A 17,812-nucleotide genomic window follows, 5' to 3' on the forward strand; every position below is an offset into this window, starting at 1 on the left:
CGCGATCTGGCAGCTGTTTTTAAGCGATCTGGCTACTGCTTTTAAGCAAAAGCGAATCCCAGAATAATCAGGGATATGAATGCCAGCACGGCACCGATCAGCGCGTACGGAATTTGCGTCAGGGCGTGCTGCATCGGGGTACAGCCAGAGCCTTGCGATGACAATACGGTTGAGTCACTGAAGAAGCAGGCGTGGCTACCAAATGCAGATGCCGACAGCAGGGCGCCAACTGTCAGAGGCATAGACATATCGAAAGAGATTGCCATTGGGATTACGATCGGCAGGGATACCACGAATACACCCCAGCTTGAACCGGTGGCGAACACGACAGCCGCCATGGATGCGAATACCAGTGCTGGCAGCACCTCTTTGGACAGGTATGGCGTCAGGGAGTCGATGATATAAGGGGTCATACCCAGTTGATCATTGATCTCTTTAACCATGAAGCCGGCGCAGACTACCGCGATCGGGTGCAGCATCACCTTGAAGCCGTCCAGCATCGAGTCAACCAGCTGGCCGAAGCTCAGCAGGCGCTGCCAGAAGTACAGAACCATAGTGAACATAGAGGCAACCAGAGCGCCTAATAACAGGTCGATCTCGTAGTAAACACTTGCCGCAACCAGAACAGCCATCGGCATCAGGAAGTTTAGCAGGCCGATAATTGGTGCAGTCTTCTTCATGCCTGAAGTGTCAAAGCCGTCATGCATGATGCCGTCAGGGATCGGCTGACCCGCCTGGGCCCGCTCTTCCGCCTTCTTCATCGCACCGAAGTCGCCCAGGATGCCGGCAGCCACCAGGAATACAACCAGCAGGGCAACCCAGCCGTAAACCATGTACGGGATCGACTCGATGTAGAGGGACATACCGTTGCCCTCGGTGGTTGCACCGTTCTCTTCCAGCAGGGCTGCAAAATAAACCGCCCAGGTAGAAACCGGTACCAGGATGCACACTGGCGCAGCAGTGGAATCGACCAGGAACGCCAGCTTTTCACGGGAGATTTTGTAGCGGTCGGTCAGGTTTTTCATAGAGGCGGAGACCGCCAGGGAATTGAGGTAGTCATCGATGAATACCATGATACCCAGGGTACAGGTGGTCAGCATCGTGCCGCGCTTGGTCTTGATACGACGGGCCAGCATCTCTCCGAAGCTAAGGACGCTACCGCCCCGTTCCAGCATATTGATCAGGCCACCCATCATGCCGCATACCAGAACGATCCAGGCGATGGTCTCGTCCATTACGACATTCATGGAAAGATCGCCCAGACCGGAAATAATATTGGTTGGGTCAAGTAACAGCAGGCCGGCAATGATACCGGCAAAGATTGACTCCAGCGGTTTCTTGGTAATTACCGCGACAAACAGGATCAGCAGGGCGGGTAAAAGGCTGTAGAAACCGTAGGATTCACCTTCGACGTGCTGAGTCGACAGGTAAGCGAAGAATGCCATGATGGAACCGAAAAATATCAGCCACTTTTGCGGGCTGTTGGTTGTTTCATCGGCAAAGCTGGCAGCGCTGGTTTCTGCTCCAGGTTGTGCGATATCAGAACTCATAAAAACACCTTATTTGTATTTCTTATAACAGTAATTTGTTCGAATCGGGTGGAGATACCGCTATCTCCACGAATTTATTCAAAGGGATCAGATGCCTAATTTATCGCGCATGGTGTAGTACCATGCGCCCATGGCGGTATACGGGATGCGGAAAGTGCGTCCGCCCGGGAATGGATATTGCGGCAGGCCGGCGAAAACGTCGTAGCGTTCTGCCTGACCCTGGATCGCATCGGACAGGACCTTACCTGCCAGGTGAGAGCTGGTCACGCCATGACCGCTGTAGCCTTGAGCGTAGTAGATGTTGCTGCCGATCCGGCCAAACTGGGGCAGGCGCATCAGGGTCAGCAGAAAGTTGCCGGTCCAGGCGTAATCCACCTTAACCCCCTTCAGCTGAGGGAAAGTCTTCAGCATGTTTGGCACAATAAGGGATTCGATCTTTTCCGGCTCACGGGCGCCATAAGTAACACCACCGCCATAGATAAGGCGACCATCGCCGGACAGACGGAAGTAATCCAGCAGATAGTTACAATCTTCGACACAGTTATCCTGTGGCAGCAGCTCTTGTTGTTGCGCTTTGCTAAGTGGCGCAGTAGTGATGACCTGAGTACCGCAAGGCATCGCTTTCTGTTCCAGTTTAGGAATGAGGCCGTCAAGGTAAGCGTTACCGGCAACCACAACAAAGTCAGCAGTGACAGAGCCGTTACAGGTGTGGACTTTGGCCTTCCCGTCCTTAGCATGAGTGCTTTCATCGACCTTGGTGACTTCTGAGCTTTCATAGATGACGCCGCCCAGTGATTCAAAGGCTGCAGCTTCACCCAGTACCAGGTTAAGTGGGTGGAAATGACCGCCGCTCTTGTCCAGCAGACCACCTTCATAGCGGCTGGTACCGATATATTGCTGGATGCTGTCGGCAGAGAGCATCTCCAGTTGCTTGTGGCCGTGGGCTTCCCACAGGGCTTTCTTCTCCTCCATCTCATGCAACTGTTTGTTGTTGCATGCGGCAAAGATACCACCCTCTTTCAGGTCGCAATCGATGTTGTACTGGTCAACGAAACGGCGAATGATATTGCCGCCTTCGAATGCCATCTTACCCATCTCGGTACCGGTCTCTTTACCGTAGTGTTTTTCGATAAAGTCGATGTCACGGCTGTAGCTGTGGACGATCTGTCCGCCGTTACGGCCGGAGGCGCCAAAGCCGATACGGGAAGCTTCCAGAACTACAACTTTAAAGCCGCTCTCAGCCAGATGCAGGGCTGTCGACATACCGGTATAGCCGGAACCGATGACGCAGACATCGGCGTTGATATGTTCATCAAGCGCCGGACGGAAGTTCTTATCGTTCGCCGAGGCGGCGTAGTAAGACGTAGTGTGGGATGGTACTGCCATAAATCAAACCTCTATGTTGCGCCCACCGGGGGTATCACTATTACATTGCCGACAATCCGGATACAGATCGTAATGTCGGGCACTATCACTTCTTATGGTATTTACGATAACTGTGATGCCAGGCTATTTGATATACCCACCAGGGTATAGAGCCCGAATTTAAGGCAGGGTAGTCAATAGTTACACCTTCAGAGCCGAGTTCAGGCATTCAGTAAAGGCTTCAATAACTAACTGATTGCTGTGCTTTTTGCGCCAGAAGGCTGTAAAGGTATTGGTATAACCGTAAGTCTCTTTAAACAGTGGCTGCAGCTGATCTTCGAGTCCCCAGCGGCTGACCAGATGACGGGGCAGGATGCCCAGGTAATGTCCACTCAGGATGAGGGTGGCGCGGGCTTCCTGATGGTGGGCCTTGGCCTGTTTGTTCCAGAGTCGCATATCCGGGTGAGCTTCACGGCCCGGCATCAGTCTAGGGGATTCGACGAAACGATAGTCCTGCAACTGTTCGGTGCTGAAATTGGCGGTATCCTGCTGGTACAGCGGGTGCCCTGTTGCACAGTACAGCAGCATCTCTTCGTCGAACAGTTTCAAGTTTTCCAGTTCCGGATACTGGTGAGTGATTACTGTGATACCTATGTCGACTCGGTTATCCAGTACCGCCGTGGTGACTTCGTCGGAGCTCATGGTACTGATCTGGACCCGCACATCCGGTGCTATTTCGGAGAAACGGTCCAGTGCTTCAACCAGACAGGAGTTATGGGCGCCAAGCATATGTTCGGCAAATCCCAAATGAAGATCGCCGAGTATCCGGTTATGGGAGCGGTTGATGGTATTCCGAAACTGATCCATTGCGGTGAGCAGCTCCAGTGTGGCGCTATATACCACCTGGCCCTGTTCGGTGACTGAGAATCCGGCGCGGCCCCGTTCGCAGAGTCGCATATCAAGTCGTTTCTCGAGGTCGGAAATGTAATTGGATATAGTCGAGTTAGCCAGATTGAGCTGAATCTCTGCGGCGGTAAAGCCACCGGCTTCGACCACTGTTTTGAACACTCGAAGCAGGCGCAGATCCATATCAGCCAGCTGGCCGCTGAGGGCTGCTTTTTTTCGTCCCATGACAGATACCGTTAATACTTTTGAATATTTAAATATAAAGATTTAAAAGCAATTATATAAACAAAAGCTTTGTCGATCTATAAATAGATCCAAAGGCCGCAAGTCCGCTTTCATGTCTCAGCTATCAAGGGCACCGGTATTAATGGCACCGGAAGAGAGCGTTGTTATAAGAGGCTGTTTTCAAGCCCAAGACTTTAAAGGTTTCAGGAGAATACCAATGACATTACAACTTAACGATCAATCACTGTTTAAGACCCAGGCCTACGTTGATGGCCTGTGGGTTGATAGTGACAGTGGTGAAACCTTTGCCGTGACCAATCCGGCGACCGGTGAGCACCTGGCCGATGTGGCCAGCGTGGGCGCGACAGAAACCCGTCGTGCAATCGCCGCTGGTGAACGGGCGATGATCGCCTGGAAGGCGCTGCCACCGAAGACCCGTTGCGATCTGTTGGAGCGCTGGCATCAGCTGATTATCGACAATACTGAGGATCTGGCGTTGATCATGACCGCAGAGCAGGGCAAGACCCTGGCGGAATCCCGTGGTGAAGTCGCGTACGGTGCTTCCTTTATTAAGTGGTTTGCCGAAGAGGGTAAGCGGGTTTACGGCGATATTATTCCAGCTGCAAGTGATCGCCGGGGCGTGGTGGTTAAGCAGCCGATCGGTGTGGTTGCTGCGATTACACCCTGGAATTTTCCGAACGCGATGATTACCCGTAAGGCGGGCCCGGCACTGGCTGTTGGTTGTGCTGTTGTGCTTAAGCCTGCAGCAGAGACGCCGCTGTCGGCCCTGGCGCTGGTGGAACTGGCTGACCGGGCCGGTCTGCCGGCAGGTCTGTTCAGTGTACTACCGGGTATGGATGCTCCCGCCATTGGTGGTGAGATGACATCTAACACGACAGTAAAGAAAGTAACGTTCACTGGCTCTACGCCTGTCGGCAAGCTACTGATGAAGCAGTGTGCCGATACCGTAAAACGCACTTCAATGGAGCTGGGTGGTAATGCACCGGTCATCATCTTTGATGATGCCGATCTTGATCTGGCGGTCACCGGTGCCCTGGCAGCGAAATACCGAAACTCCGGTCAGACCTGTATCTGTGCTAACCGACTGTTGGTGCAGGAAGGCATCTACGATGCGTTCGTTGAGAAGTTTGCCGCAGCCGTAAGCGAGTTCCGTATCGGTAACGGTCTTGATGGGGCGACGACTCATGGTCCGGTAATTACCGAGAAAGCCGCGGCAGAGATCCACGCTAAGGTACAAAGCGCAGTGGCAGAAGGCGCAACGGTTGTGACCGGCGGTCAGCCGGGTGAACAGGGCGGTTGTTTTTATCAGCCGACTATCCTGACTGATGTACACGACAAGATGCGCGTGTTCCGTGAAGAGATCTTTGGCCCGGTAGCGCCAGTATTCAAGTTCTCCACCGAGGAAGAAGCGATCGCTATGGCCAATGATACTGAGTTTGGTCTGGCGGCTTATTTCTATACCGAGAATATGGGCCGCAGCTGGCGTGTTGCTGAAGCGATCGATTACGGCATGGTTGGTGTTAACGAGACAGCGATCAGTTCTGAAGTGATCCCATTTGGTGGCGTCAAAGAGTCAGGTCAGGGCCGTGAAGGTTCCAAGTATGGCTTAGATGATTACCTGGAAACGAAATATATCTGCATGGGCGGCCTGAACCGCTAAAACAGCTTTTTGTGCAACAAAGGCAGCGTGTCTGCCTTTATGAGGCCGGAGAATATTATGAGCGAAATTATCTACCCTACTACTAATCTCAAGGTTACCGAGACGCTGACGATCGAGCGCGGTGATGGGGCCTATGTTTACGACAGCAACGGTAAGCAGTATCTGGAAGCGCTGGCCGGTCTGTGGTGTACCTCGCTGGGTTACAATAACCGCGAACTGATCGATACAACGACTGAGCAGATGGGCAATCTGTCTTACTCCCATATGTTTGGCGGCAAAACTCATCAGGTGGGTATCGATCTGGCTGACAAACTGGCAGCAATGGTGCCGGTTGAAAATGCCAAAGTGTTTTTCGGTAACTCCGGTAGCGATGCCAACGATACCCATATCAAGATGCTGCGGTACTACTTCAATGCGATCGGTAAGCCGGAGAAGTTTAAGATTATCTCCCGCGAGCGTTCCTATCATGGTGTAACGGTTGCGGCGGCTTCTCTCACCGGCTTGCCACCTAATCACACTAACTTTGACCTGCCGTTTGATGCGCTGGGTGTGTTGCGTACCGATGCGCCGCACTACTACCGCAATGCACTGCCGGGTGAGAGCGAAGAACAGTTTGTAGACCGTATCGTCAATAATCTGGAACAGCTGATTCTGGCGGAAGGTGCGGATACTATTGCTGCCTTTATTGCCGAGCCGATTACCGGTGCCAGCGGTGTGATCGTACCGCCGAAAGGCTACTACGAGAAGATTCAGGCGGTGCTGAATAAGCACGGTATTCTGTTCTGGGCGGATGAAGTGATCACCGGCTTTGGCCGTACCGGTAACGATTTCGGATCGACTACAGTCGGCATTGAAAAGCCTGCGATGATGACGCTGGCCAAACAGTTATCTTCGGCTTATATGCCGATCAGTGCGTCTGTTATCCGTGGTGATATGTACGAAGCGATGATCGAACCGAGTGCCAAAGTGGGAGTGTTCGGTCACGGATATACCTACTCCGGACACCCGGTTGCCTGTGCGGTGGCCCTTAAAACGCTGGAGATCTACCAGCGCGACAACATCTTTGGCCATGCCGCAGAACTGGGTTCTTATATGCAGAAGCGTTTGCGTGAATTCCTCGATCATCCATTAGTAGGCGAGGTGCGCGGTGAAGGTATGATCGCAGCGGTCGAGATGGTGGCCAATAAGCAGACCGGTCAGCCATTTGACGACGGTGCTGTCGGTGCATTTGCAATGCAGGCATGCCAGAACCACGGCATGATCACCCGCGCTGTTGCTGCGAATTCGCTGGCATTCTGCCCACCGCTGATTGTGACTGAAGCGCAGATCGACGAGATGATCGAGAAGCTGGGCAAAGCGCTGGACGATACGCTGGATTTTGTCACCAAAGAGGGTTTGCTGGTTGCTTAATAAAATGATCTTACTTGTAAAGTGAAGTCATTAGTAAAGTTGAAACACGAGCGGATCGGTTGGGAACTGACCGGTTCGTGCTCCCCCTGTCGGTTATCTGCGTAGTTGTGTTGCGCATAGCCGGCATTCAGTTCCATGGTAAGTAACACTTTTGTCGAAGTGTTTTCTTGAGCACTGGTCAGACAAGCCCTGAGGGTTATCACGAGTAATCCCAAGGGTTTTGAAAGATCATCTTTTCGGGGGGCTTTGCCCCCCGCTTTTTTTCTATATGATGTCGGGCAGTATAAAAATAAGAGGAAGCTACTATGGCTTTGATTACTGCTGAAAAGAATGAATCAGCGACTATTCCTATAGCAGGGCAACACTACAGCCAGCTAAGAAAACATGAACGTTTCAGCGAGAGCTACGCTGACCTGCATACCCGTCCGTTTCCCGTGTCAGAGACGCCGTTACGGGTATCCCATCTATCATTCCTGCATGATGAAAATAACAGTTACGAGGCTGAACTTAAGCACCTACAACAGCTGTGCCGGCGTTATAGCATCAATCCTCCGGTAAATGGCGATTCCTGCTTTTACCAGAGCTTCGGTGAGTTTGAGGTGCGCTGGGAACGCCATACTGAATTCAGTAGTTACAGCTTTACCATGTACGGTGAAGACAGAGTACCGTTTGAGCATCCCCCGGTAGCGCTTCTGCCTGCAGACTGGTTACAGCAGGTGCCGGGAGAGGTGATCTCCGCAGTGCATATTGACGTTTTGGAGAATAGCGACGATGTGCCGGACCGGGAAACCCTGCGTCAGTATTTTGAAGGCCAGCGCCTGATCGGTTCTGAGTTGCGTGATGGCGCAGCTACGATCTGGAGTGCACTGCGTCTGCACAGTGATAGCTTTAACCGGATTCTGCTGATTAATAACAACCTTAATGAATGCCAGAGTGGTCGGGTACTACGGGCCTTGCTGGAGCTTGAAGCGTATCGCAATATGATGCTGCTGGCTTTTCCTGTGGCTCAGGATATCAGTGCCCAGGTAAGCCGGATGGAGTCCCAGCTGGCAAAGCTGGTGCGACAGATCAGTGGCGCCAGGATCGCAGAGGAGGAACAGCGACAGCTGGCTGAACTGTCTGATCTGGCGGCAGCAATTGCCGAACTGATAGCTCAGTCCCGATATCGGTTTGATGCTGGTCGTGCTTACTACCAGATGGTGCAGAGCCGGCTGGAAGAGCTGGAAGAACGGGAGATAAATGAGCTGCAGACCATGGCGGCGTTTATTGATCGTCGTCTCTCACCGGCACTGCGAACTGTTGAAGCGGCGAAACGGCGGTTGGATGATCTGGCCGGGCGGGTCGACCGGGCCAGTGATTTCCTGCGTACCCGGATCGATATGGCGATTGAAGCGCAGAATCAGGCGTTGTTGCAATCGATGGATCGTCGGGCGCAGATGCAGTTCAGCCTGCAGCAAACCGTGGAAGGCTTGTCGGTGGTGGTTATCACTTACTATGTGCTGGCGCTCTGTGGTTATCTGCTGGATGCGGCTGATACCTTTGACCTTGGCTTTAGCAGTGAGCGGACCATCGCGATGATGTTGCCGGTGGTGCTGTTTTCGGTGTGGATTCTGAGCCGCAGGCTGAGAAAGCGCATTAAACGCTTACAGTAGGGGCTAATAAACTTTTGTTGTAAACAGTATCCGCCGAGACTGCGGTGGCGTAACGCCGGTATAATCTGTGGCCTGATGTGTTACTCACATCAGGCCACAGCCTTTAAGGATTTATCATGACCGCAGACCTGCATACCCCATTAAAACAATACTTTGGCTTCGATCAGCTTCGCCCCGGACAGGAGCAGACCATCAGTCAGTTATTGCAGGGGGAGTCTTCGCTGGCGATATTTCCGACCGGCTCCGGCAAGTCGCTCTGCTATCAGCTAACCGCAACACAGTTACCCCACCTGACGCTGGTGATATCGCCTTTACTGGCATTGATGAAAGACCAGCTTGAGTTCCTGGCGGAGAAAGGCATTGCAGCAGCCAGCATCGATTCGACGCTTACCCCGGAGCAGAACCGGCAGGTGATGGCTGATGTCCGCAGCGGCAAGACCAAAATACTGATGGTATCGGTAGAGCGTTTTAAAAATGAGCGTTTCCGTCAGTTTATTCAGTCGGTACAGGTATCGATGCTGGTGGTCGATGAGGCGCACTGTATCTCAGAGTGGGGGCATAATTTCCGCCCCGATTACCTCAAGCTACCCGCGTATCGGCAAGAGCTGAATATTCCACTGGTACTTTTACTGACAGCCACCGCAACCCGCAAGGTAAAGCTGGATATGGCGCAGAAGTTTGCCATTGTTGAGCAGCATATCGTACAGACCGGCTTTTATCGGCCGAACTTAGATCTGACTGTATTGCCAGTGTCCGGTGTGGAAAAAGAGCAACGACTGCAGGAGTTGATACAGCAGCAGAACGGACCGGGCATCGTCTATGTCACCCTGCAACATACCGCAGAGCAGGTTGCTGGGTTCCTGAGACGGCAGGGGATCAGTGCCGCGGCGTACCATGCTGGGTTTGAAGATGATAAACGGCAGAAGGTCCAGTCCGACTTTATGGCCGGCAGGGTTGATGTAGTGGTTGCGACAATTGCCTTTGGTATGGGCATCGATAAATCGGATATTCGCTTTGTTATTCATTATGACCTGCCTAAATCAATTGAAAACTATAGCCAGGAGATAGGCCGGGCCGGGCGCGATGGGCAGCCTTCGAACTGTATAACCCTAGCCAATCTTGATGGCCTGAATACGGTTGAGAATTTTGTCTATGGCGATACCCCTGAACTCAGGGGTATCGAATATGTGCTGGATACAATCCGTCAGGAATGCCAGAACCAGCAGTGGGAGCTGCAGCTCTATGGCCTGTCCAATGCCAGTAATATCCGCCAGCTGCCGATGAAGACGCTGTTGGTTCAGTTAGAGTTGCTGGGCGTTATCCGGCCTTTATATTCTTACTTTGCCGATTTCAAATACAAGCTACTGCAACCGGAAAGTCAGATTCTGGCGCGCTTCAATGGTGAGCGACAAGCCTTTGTTCAGTCCATTTTTTGGAACACAAGCTTTAAGCGGGTATGGGGGAGTTTAGCCTTTGATACCCTGCAGCAAGCCTATAACTGCGATCGTAAACGGATAGTGGCAGCGCTGGATTACCTGCAGGAACAGCAGTTGATCGAGCTGGAAACTAAAAAGATAACCGAAGTATTTCAGGTCGATCAGGCGCTGTTGGCTGATGCGCAGCTGGGGCAGAAATTGTATGACTATTTTGCTGATAAAGAGCGTAAGGAGATTCGCCGTATCGCGTCACTGGTCAACTTCTTTGAATTGGATAACTGCCTTAGCCGTAGCCTGTCGCTCTATTTTGATGATACGCAAACAGCTGAAGATTGCGGTCACTGCTCGGTGTGCCGTGGACAGCCTGCAAAACTACAGTACTCTACAAGCCCCGAGTGGCCTGACAGCGGACAGATAAAATCAGATCTGGAAGGGCTACAGAAGCATCTGACAGCTAAAACCGAGCAACAGCTATCGCTTGATACCTGCTGCCGATTTCTGGCGGGCATCAGTGTGCCGTTGTTTGCCCGCAATAAGGTCAGGCAGCTTAGTGGCTTTGGCAGTTGCGAGAGCCTGCGCTATGAGGAGATCCGGCAGAAGGTAAGTCAGCTTGGAATAGTGGCCACAGACTGAATGGCTGGCTGATCACTGAATAATTAATCTAAGCAGGGGGCGTGGTAGCCGGCTTCCTGGTCCAGCTTAGTAGCCCGGCTTAATAGTCATGATTACTGGTCGGGCTTAACAGTCGAGCCTGTAAACAGTGCCTGACCTTGTCAGGCCTTATATCCATCTGCGTACCTTAGAGCAATAATCGCTGAACTCTTTGCCGAATTTGGCAGACATGTATCTCTCCTCGGGTACAATCTGAAACTTGCTCATATAGGCGACAAAGATAGGCAGAATCAGAAAGGTTGCGCCATTATCCAAATAGAAAGCCCAGCTTAAAAGAATGATCAGAAACCCCAGATACATAGGGTTTCTGCTAACTTGATAGACGCCGGATACCACCAGGTTTTCTGCCTTATCCGGGGTTCGGGGATCAACCGTCGTTTTTGCTTTTCTAAACTCGATAACACCCAGTAAAGCGATCAGAGAACCCACAATAACCAATACCACAGTCAAAAAAACAGATCCTGGAATTAACAGCTGGAACTGTGGAAATGCTTTACTTAAAGCCCACATAACGAGGGCCACAATACCAAGCTGTATTACCGGGGGAACCCGAAGTTCAAGGGATTGCACTGAGTTTCTCCTTGTGGGTTACCGCCTCAATAATGGTCCGGAGCACGCAGTGCGGAGATCTAGCCCCGAAGGGGCACATTGATTGACTTGTTGCTTCTATTAGGAAAACAGGGTGTTTATTCAGGATAAAAAAAACGCGCCCTGAGGCGCGTTTTTTTAATCGCTACATAGTTTGATCAGAAATCGAACTTAGAAGCCGTGTAGATCTTGAATGCCGCTTGCCAAACTTCACCAACTTCGCCGTTACCGACAGGCTTGCCATCCAGCTTGGTTACAGGAGCGATCTCTTTAGAAGAGCTGGTGATCCACAGTTCGTCTGCTTCACGTACTTCATCCATAGTAACGATACGTTCTTCAACTTTCAGAGAACCATCTGCTTTCAGGCTGTCGAGAATAATGCGGCGGGTGATACCCGGCAGGATCTGATTGTCCTGAGTTGGTGTAATTACGACGCCATCTTTAACGATGAATGCGTTGCAAGAGCTACCTTCAGTCAGCTCGCCTTTCGCGTTGAACAGCAGTGCTTCATCGTGACCGGAAGAGTAACCTTCCTGGAAGTGGATAACGTTACCCAGCAGTGCAGTAGACTTGATGTGGCAACGCTGCCAGCGCAGATCTTCAGTCGAGATCATGCTGTACTGGGTCACTGCAGTGCGATCAACCGGCTCAGGATCTTTGATGCCAAATGCAAAACAGAAGATAGTCGGCTCAACATTCTCAGGGTAAGCATGGTAACGCTTAACGTCAGTACCACGGGATATGTGCACATATACGCCCAGGTTCTCACCCATGTCGCTGTTTTTAGCGATCAGGTCGTCCAGCAGGGTCTTCCACTCTTCAGCGGTCTTAGTGCATTTGATCTCGATCGCTGCCAGGCCGTTGATCATACGGATGATATGAGGCATCAGGCCTACAGATTTACCACTGTAGTATGGAATAACTTCGTAGATACCGTCGCCAAACAGGAAACCACGATCCAGTGGAGAGATGCGGGCTTCAGCTAATGGCAGGTAATCGCCGTTCAGGTAAGCAATGCTCATATTAACCTTCCTTTCTTACTTGTTATATTGGCCTTTGAATCGTCGGTAAACCGATGTTTCAGCCTTGTTATATTGGCATGATATAGCCGGCAAGCCGATGTTTCAGCTTTACGGAGAGTCATACATCCCTCCGGCTAACGCCTGGATTAATTTGGACACTGAGTTGTTGGATTGATTCGATCGTGACTCCGATTCGGAGACAACTGGATACAACAGGATACAACTACACGGTCATTACTAATGCAGTCTGTTCAGCGTTGCTTGTGGCTGGTTGCTGAAGGCAGAGCTACGGTCTGACTTTTTGGGTTGGCTGCAGTTTGGTAGAAAAGAGGTGGGCAATCAAGAGCCAAAAAAATTTAAGCAGAAAATCCTGTTTACTTTGATGTGTTAGTAAAAAGAATCGTGAATCAGGTAAAATTAGTGAATAAACCTGTAAATTTTATGATTAACAGTGGTTGGTCGGTGGCGTTTCTATGCTGCAAAGAGCTTAGCCAGCCATTATCTCTCTGCCACCGTCGGCTAGCAGGCGTGGCAAAATCCGGTCGTCATCCAGACGCCAGCTGCAACAGAATGCCAGCTTCGGTGGGTGCTCTCCCACTTTAAGCTCAACCAGGCTGCCGCTGGCCAATGCCTCGCGAATAATCGGTTCCGGCAGCAAGGCAACACCGACTCCTTGCAAGGTTAGCGCGAGCAGGTTGGCAACCGAGCTGCAGGTATGAAATACCGGCGTCTCATCCAGTGAGCGGAATAGTTGTTGCAGATAATCCCAGGGGCGGGTGTCACGGGGAAAGCTGAGAATAGGGTATTGGCTGAGATCGATAATACTGTTGACCCGGTTGCCGGATAACAGTTGTGGTGCGCTGACCCAGTACTGCGGATAACTGCATAAAGGTTCAGTCACCAGCTCCGGAGTACTGATCTGATCGGCTACCATCAACGCCAGGTCCAGCTGATAGTCTTTTAATTGCCGGATCAGGGTCGGCGTAACGTCACTGATCAGCTCAAATGACATCAGCGGGTGTTGTTCCTGCCAGTGTTTAAGTAGTGGTGATAACCACAGGTGCGCCAGGGTGTCGGCGATGCCGATGCGCAGGGTGCCTTTCTGGGGATTCTCCTCCGCGACCTGTTGCTTCATCTCCTGGCTGATCGCCAGCAGCTTTTCGGCATAGGGCAGCAACTGGGTGCCGCGGGGCGACAAGCGAGTGCCGGTTTTATCGCGGATCAACAGCTGTGTTCCAAGTTCATCTTCAAGGGCATTGATACGGGCTGAAATAGCGGGTTGTGTCGCATGCAGCTGTTGTGCGGCGGCATGAAAGCTGCCCAGGCGGGCGACGGTAACAAAAGTATTCAGGTTTCTCAGGCGCATATAAAGAAAGATACTTGGCGGATTTAAAGTCCCACTATATATAAGCAAGCATAGTGGAGCAAAGCGCTTTATCTGAGCTCGACTCAAACTGAGATATAAAAACCAGCTGAAGGCGGCCTCTTGACTGGTGCTAGTTCATTAAGTTCTTTACTATCCAGTAGTTAGATAATTTGTATTCGCTCATCATTCGGTGTGATCCGTGCTGATCCTGAGCAGTTATAGCAAATGAAGAATGAGGCTTATATGGAAATTGAAGGTTCCGGCGGAGATGTCAGTGTATCGGGTGTTCGTTACAACGTGATCGTCAGCGGTACAGTACTGGATGGATTTGAACCGGTGCAGGTGCAACAGGCGTTTGCCCGGTTGTTTAAAGTCAGCGAAGCGAAAGCGGCGCAGATTTTCAGCAAGGGAAACGTTGTAATTAAGAAAGATGTTTCCCAGGACGTTGCGGATAAGTTTGTCAGGGCAATGGAGCGCATAGGCGCAGCAGCCCATCTGGCATTGCACTTCGACCTGCCGGACAATCCGATCCCGAATGCTCCTGTAAATTCTGATTCAAATGCAACTCAAAGCGCATCTGTGACGGTTTCTCCGCTAACGTCCGGGAGCGCCTCCGGGAAAGCTGATTCGAGTGCTCAGGCTATGCAGTTTGAAGCCGAACCTGAAAACACCGGTTCTGAACAGGAAACTAACAACTCTGACGGCTATAGGGCTGACGGCAATAGCGCTGATGGCAATGGTGACGCGACAAGTGCCGATCATGCGGCAGAAGGCGCAAAGGTCCATCCCTTTATTTTCTACGGTAATGGCACAGAGTACTTCCGTATCTGGATCGTTAATGTGCTGCTGACTATTGTCACATTAGGTATTTATAGTGCCTGGGCCAAGGTACGCAATGCGCAATACTTTTATGGTCATACCGAAATTGCTGAGAGTCGCTTTGCCTATCATGCAAAACCGCTGACTATCCTTAAGGGGAGGTTGATCGCAGTCTTGCTGTTTGTTATCTACAGCGTTGCCTCTGAAACTTTCCCGGCGTTAGGGGCTGTTCTGGCGGTTCTGTTTATTATCGCTCTGCCCTGGATTGTGGTCCGCTCACTGCGCTTTAACATGGCAATGACCTCCTGGCGTAATATCCGCTTTGGTTTCGGTGGTGATGTCTGGCCAGCGGCAATCGCCTTTATCCTCTGGCCTCTGGCGGGTGTATTGAGTTTTGGTTTGCTGATGCCACTGGCGATGTATAAACAGCAGGAATACATTATTAATAACACCCGCTATGGAACTGCTGGATTTCACTTTAACCCCTGTGCCAAAGATTTCTATATGATCTATGTATTTGCATTTTTGATATTGCTTGGCGCGGGTATCATTGCCGGATTAGTGGGTATGGTCGTGCAGCCATTGTCTGTGCTGATCATGATGGCTGTTTATCTCTATATCTTTGCTTTTATAGCGGTACGCTCTGCCAACCTGAAGTTCAACAATACTGAACTCAGGGCTGGCGACTTTACCTTTTACAGTGACTGGGATGATCTGTCTTACTTTAAGCTGTTCTTTGTTAACAGCCTGCTGACGCTGTTGACACTGGGCTTCTATTATCCCTGGGCCAAAGTTCGCACAGCAAACTACAAAGCAGAGCATCTTGAACTGGAAGCGCATACCGATCTGAATGGATTCCTTTCAGGTCAGGCGGAGCAGGTATCCGCCCTGGGTGAAGAGATGGGTGATGTATTTGATGTGGAAATGGGTTTTTAAGACCTTGATAGAGCAGGAGAGAAACGTTGCTATCGCTATCCGGTGATTACTTCGATGGTGAAGGTTCCAGGCGTACAAAGGTGCGGCTGGAACTGGATGCCGCAGGGCTGCTAAAAGTTATTGCTGCGGATAGCAGGGTTTTGTTGCATGAAATAACTCAGGATCATATCGAGATATCCTCCCGGTTGGGCAATGGGCCCCGCTATCTGAACCTGCCGGATGGCCAGACGGTTGAAACTCTGGAAAATGATACGGTCGACCGGTGGCAGCAACAGTTTCGACCGGGTTTTCTGTCGGGTTTAGTACACCGGCTTGAGTCCAATATGAAGTTTGTTCTGCTGACCCTGCTGCTGGTGATTATGGTGGTATGGGGCACTATGCAGTTCGGCGTGCCTGCGACATCGAATGCGATCGCCAGAGCACTGCCGGCACAGTTACTGGATCGTACATCGCAGGAAACATTGGGCTTTATGGAGCAGTACTGGTTGCAACCCAGTCAGTTAAGCAGCGAGCGTCAGCAACAGTTGCAACAGCACTTTTCCGGGGCGGTCAGTAGTCATAGCGATTTGAGTATCGAGGTGCTTTTTCGTAGCAGTGAATCAATTGGCGCAAACGCTTTTGCGTTGCCAAATGGCCAGATTGTGTTTACCGATGCCATCATCGGCCTGGCCGAACATGATGACGAACTGCTGGCCATTCTGGCCCATGAGATAGGCCATGTTAAGCATCGGCACAGTATGCGGCGCCTGGTACAGAATTCGCTGTATATTTTTGTCCTGGCAATGATTACCGGCGATATGTCGGGTACGTCAGAAGCGGTACTGGGCTTGCCGGTACTATTTGCTGAACTGGCGTATTCCCGCGGTTATGAAACCGAGTCGGATATGTATGCGCTGTCTTATCTTCAGCAAAACAGTATACCGCCGCACCGGTTCAGTGACCTGATGCTCAGGATGAGCGGAATCGGGGAGGCGTCAGCTAAGTCAGCTGGAGAGTCTGAGGCTGAAGACAGCATTCAATGGAACCGCTATCTGTCGACGCACCCCCTGACAGAAGAGCGAATTAAAGCATTTCAGTAGCCTGTTATTGTTAGTTCAATGCAGATATTGCACACAAAAAACCGCCAGATGGCGGTTTTTTGTGTTTTTGACTTTCGCTTTTTCTAGCCACTAGCAGGAAGGCTTGCCTTCCGTTCTAGCTAGCAAAGCTTGCTTTGCGGTCTGGCGAGCAGAACTTGTTCTGCGTTCTGCTTTTAATCTGAGTTCTGCTTTTAATCTGCGTAGCCGATCAACGCGCGCAGTTCAGCAATTACGCTCTTACCTTCTTCGACCGGCAGACCATCTTCGGTCAATTCGTTGGCTCGGGTAACACCATCGACGCTGCCCAGCTGTGACAGATATTCTAGAATCTCCAACGGCTTGATCTCACCCAGCAGGTCGCGTTCGTTCCACAGGCTGAGGAAAGCGATAAGACCGTAGGCGCCCCAGTTGGAAACGTCGGCGATCAGCAGCTCGTCTACCTGAGTGGCTGCAGCATGGATATCCAGATCTTTCAGGGCCTCGGTAATGTTACCCATACCGATCTCGTTACCGCCGTCACCGATGCCAATCGTTGGACATTTAGCGTTGTTGACGAAAGTGTCAAAACAGGCGGTGCGAGCGCTAATGCTTTCGCCGCGCATATTGTAGTAGCCACCGTCGGCAGCCTGGCCCGGACGTTCAATGGACAGGACCGCATCAGGGTTGTAGTTATAAAGTGCCTGAAAAGCTTCCAGAGTACGTTCCTGGTGCTCGCCAACGCGGATTTCATGTACCCGGTATTCGGCCATCAGAGCCTGAGATACCGGTGGGCCACAGACGATAACCGGAGTTGCGCCAAGTGCTTCCAATGCCTGATACAGGGCGATAGCGCCAACCGGGCCATCGGTTTCGAAAGTATCGACAACAGGAAAGCCAGTGCCTATAAGTACGTGGCCTTTACATTTGTTCAGAATTCGCGCGGCGCGCATGTAATAGCCGCTTGCCAGTGCTGGCTGTACGGTTTTCATTCCACGCAGGTTACGGGCAACCAGAACGTCTTCAATCTGCTTACTTAAAGCAGCCTCATTGATCTTATTTTGTGACATGGGGCTTGGCTTCCTAAAAAGTTACTTAAAACCTGAGCTCACTAAAGAGTAGCTACAGG

General features: G+C 51.3%; 13 protein-coding genes. 6 read left to right on the forward strand and 7 right to left on the reverse strand.

Annotated features, from left to right (window positions below; translation table 11 throughout):
- Positions 1 to 41 precede the first annotated feature (41 nt).
- The 3 genes from ACQUQM_RS03870 to ACQUQM_RS03880 form a co-directional block, all read right to left on the reverse strand.
- A complete protein-coding gene (locus tag ACQUQM_RS03870; protein WP_432473169.1) occupies positions 42 to 1,550 on the reverse strand; it encodes a Na+/H+ antiporter NhaC family protein in 1,509 nt (502 codons plus the stop codon).
- An 87-nt stretch (positions 1,551 to 1,637) separates the two neighbouring features.
- Positions 1,638 to 2,936: an NAD(P)/FAD-dependent oxidoreductase gene (locus ACQUQM_RS03875; RefSeq protein WP_432473170.1), complete on the reverse strand. Its 1,299-nt coding sequence runs from the start codon at positions 2,934 to 2,936 to the stop codon at positions 1,638 to 1,640.
- A gap of 180 nt (positions 2,937 to 3,116) precedes the next feature.
- A complete protein-coding gene (locus ACQUQM_RS03880; RefSeq protein ID WP_432473171.1) occupies positions 3,117 to 4,046 on the reverse strand; it encodes a LysR family transcriptional regulator in 930 nt (309 codons plus the stop codon).
- A gap of 217 nt (positions 4,047 to 4,263) precedes the next feature.
- Between ACQUQM_RS03880 and ACQUQM_RS03885 the strand changes: the two genes are divergently transcribed.
- From ACQUQM_RS03885 to ACQUQM_RS03900, 4 genes are all read left to right on the forward strand, one after another.
- A complete protein-coding gene (locus ACQUQM_RS03885) occupies positions 4,264 to 5,727 on the forward strand; it encodes an NAD-dependent succinate-semialdehyde dehydrogenase (protein ID WP_432473172.1) in 1,464 nt (487 codons plus the stop codon).
- 57 nt (positions 5,728 to 5,784) lie between these two features.
- Entirely contained in the window at positions 5,785 to 7,137 is a 1,353-nt protein-coding gene (locus ACQUQM_RS03890; RefSeq protein WP_432473173.1) for an aminotransferase, read from the forward strand.
- A 305-nt stretch (positions 7,138 to 7,442) separates the two neighbouring features.
- A complete protein-coding gene (locus tag ACQUQM_RS03895; RefSeq protein ID WP_432473174.1) occupies positions 7,443 to 8,789 on the forward strand; it encodes a DUF3422 family protein in 1,347 nt (448 codons plus the stop codon).
- 116 nt (positions 8,790 to 8,905) lie between these two features.
- Positions 8,906 to 10,858, forward strand: a complete 1,953-nt coding sequence (locus ACQUQM_RS03900) for a RecQ family ATP-dependent DNA helicase (RefSeq protein WP_432473175.1) — start codon at positions 8,906 to 8,908, stop codon at positions 10,856 to 10,858.
- A 147-nt stretch (positions 10,859 to 11,005) separates the two neighbouring features.
- Here ACQUQM_RS03900 and ACQUQM_RS03905 read toward each other — a convergent pair whose 3' ends face one another.
- The 3 genes from ACQUQM_RS03905 to ACQUQM_RS03915 all read right to left on the reverse strand — a co-directional run bounded on the left by ACQUQM_RS03905 (position 11,006) and on the right by ACQUQM_RS03915 (position 13,873).
- A complete protein-coding gene (locus ACQUQM_RS03905; RefSeq protein ID WP_432474794.1) occupies positions 11,006 to 11,341 on the reverse strand; it encodes a methyltransferase family protein in 336 nt (111 codons plus the stop codon).
- A gap of 302 nt (positions 11,342 to 11,643) precedes the next feature.
- Positions 11,644 to 12,507 carry an aminotransferase class IV gene (locus tag ACQUQM_RS03910; RefSeq protein WP_432473176.1) on the reverse strand — a complete coding sequence of 288 codons (864 nt, stop codon included), beginning with the start codon at positions 12,505 to 12,507 and terminating at the stop codon, positions 11,644 to 11,646.
- 487 nt (positions 12,508 to 12,994) lie between these two features.
- Entirely contained in the window at positions 12,995 to 13,873 is an 879-nt protein-coding gene (locus tag ACQUQM_RS03915; protein WP_432473177.1) for a LysR family transcriptional regulator, read from the reverse strand.
- A gap of 243 nt (positions 13,874 to 14,116) precedes the next feature.
- Here ACQUQM_RS03915 and ACQUQM_RS03920 point away from each other — a divergent pair, with 243 nt between their 5' ends.
- Complete coding sequence (locus ACQUQM_RS03920; RefSeq protein WP_432473178.1) at positions 14,117 to 15,628, forward strand: YjgN family protein; 1,512 nt, start codon at positions 14,117 to 14,119, stop codon at positions 15,626 to 15,628.
- A 26-nt stretch (positions 15,629 to 15,654) separates the two neighbouring features.
- Positions 15,655 to 16,707, forward strand: a complete 1,053-nt coding sequence (locus ACQUQM_RS03925) for a M48 family metallopeptidase (RefSeq protein ID WP_432473179.1) — start codon at positions 15,655 to 15,657, stop codon at positions 16,705 to 16,707.
- Between the two features lie 191 nt (positions 16,708 to 16,898).
- On the opposite strand, the gene ACQUQM_RS03930 is transcribed toward ACQUQM_RS03925, so the two are convergent.
- Positions 16,899 to 17,753 carry a DUF4392 domain-containing protein gene (locus ACQUQM_RS03930; protein WP_432473180.1) on the reverse strand — a complete coding sequence of 285 codons (855 nt, stop codon included), beginning with the start codon at positions 17,751 to 17,753 and terminating at the stop codon, positions 16,899 to 16,901.
- Positions 17,754 to 17,812 lie beyond the last annotated feature (59 nt).

The organism is Amphritea sp. HPY (assembly GCF_050870985.1).
In the GTDB taxonomy this organism is placed as follows: Bacteria; Pseudomonadota; Gammaproteobacteria; order Pseudomonadales; family Balneatricaceae; genus Amphritea.

Bases quoted from the DNA above. Each gene is read 5' to 3' on its own strand.
- ACQUQM_RS03875 (WP_432473170.1), bottom strand. From the start codon at position 2,936: ATGGCAGTACCATCCCACACTACGTCTTACTACGCCGCCTCGGCGAAC.
- ACQUQM_RS03900 (WP_432473175.1), top strand. From the start codon at position 8,906: ATGACCGCAGACCTGCATACCCCATTAAAACAATACTTTGGCTTCGAT.
- ACQUQM_RS03930 (WP_432473180.1), bottom strand. From the start codon at position 17,753: ATGTCACAAAATAAGATCAATGAGGCTGCTTTAAGTAAGCAGATTGAA.
- ACQUQM_RS03915 (WP_432473177.1), bottom strand. From the start codon at position 13,873: ATGCGCCTGAGAAACCTGAATACTTTTGTTACCGTCGCCCGCCTGGGC.
- ACQUQM_RS03880 (WP_432473171.1), bottom strand. From the start codon at position 4,046: ATGGGACGAAAAAAAGCAGCCCTCAGCGGCCAGCTGGCTGATATGGAT.
- ACQUQM_RS03885 (WP_432473172.1), top strand. From the start codon at position 4,264: ATGACATTACAACTTAACGATCAATCACTGTTTAAGACCCAGGCCTAC.
- ACQUQM_RS03910 (WP_432473176.1), bottom strand. From the start codon at position 12,507: ATGAGCATTGCTTACCTGAACGGCGATTACCTGCCATTAGCTGAAGCC.
- ACQUQM_RS03895 (WP_432473174.1), top strand. From the start codon at position 7,443: ATGGCTTTGATTACTGCTGAAAAGAATGAATCAGCGACTATTCCTATA.
- ACQUQM_RS03920 (WP_432473178.1), top strand. From the start codon at position 14,117: ATGGAAATTGAAGGTTCCGGCGGAGATGTCAGTGTATCGGGTGTTCGT.
- ACQUQM_RS03890 (WP_432473173.1), top strand. From the start codon at position 5,785: ATGAGCGAAATTATCTACCCTACTACTAATCTCAAGGTTACCGAGACG.
- ACQUQM_RS03870 (WP_432473169.1), bottom strand. From the start codon at position 1,550: ATGAGTTCTGATATCGCACAACCTGGAGCAGAAACCAGCGCTGCCAGC.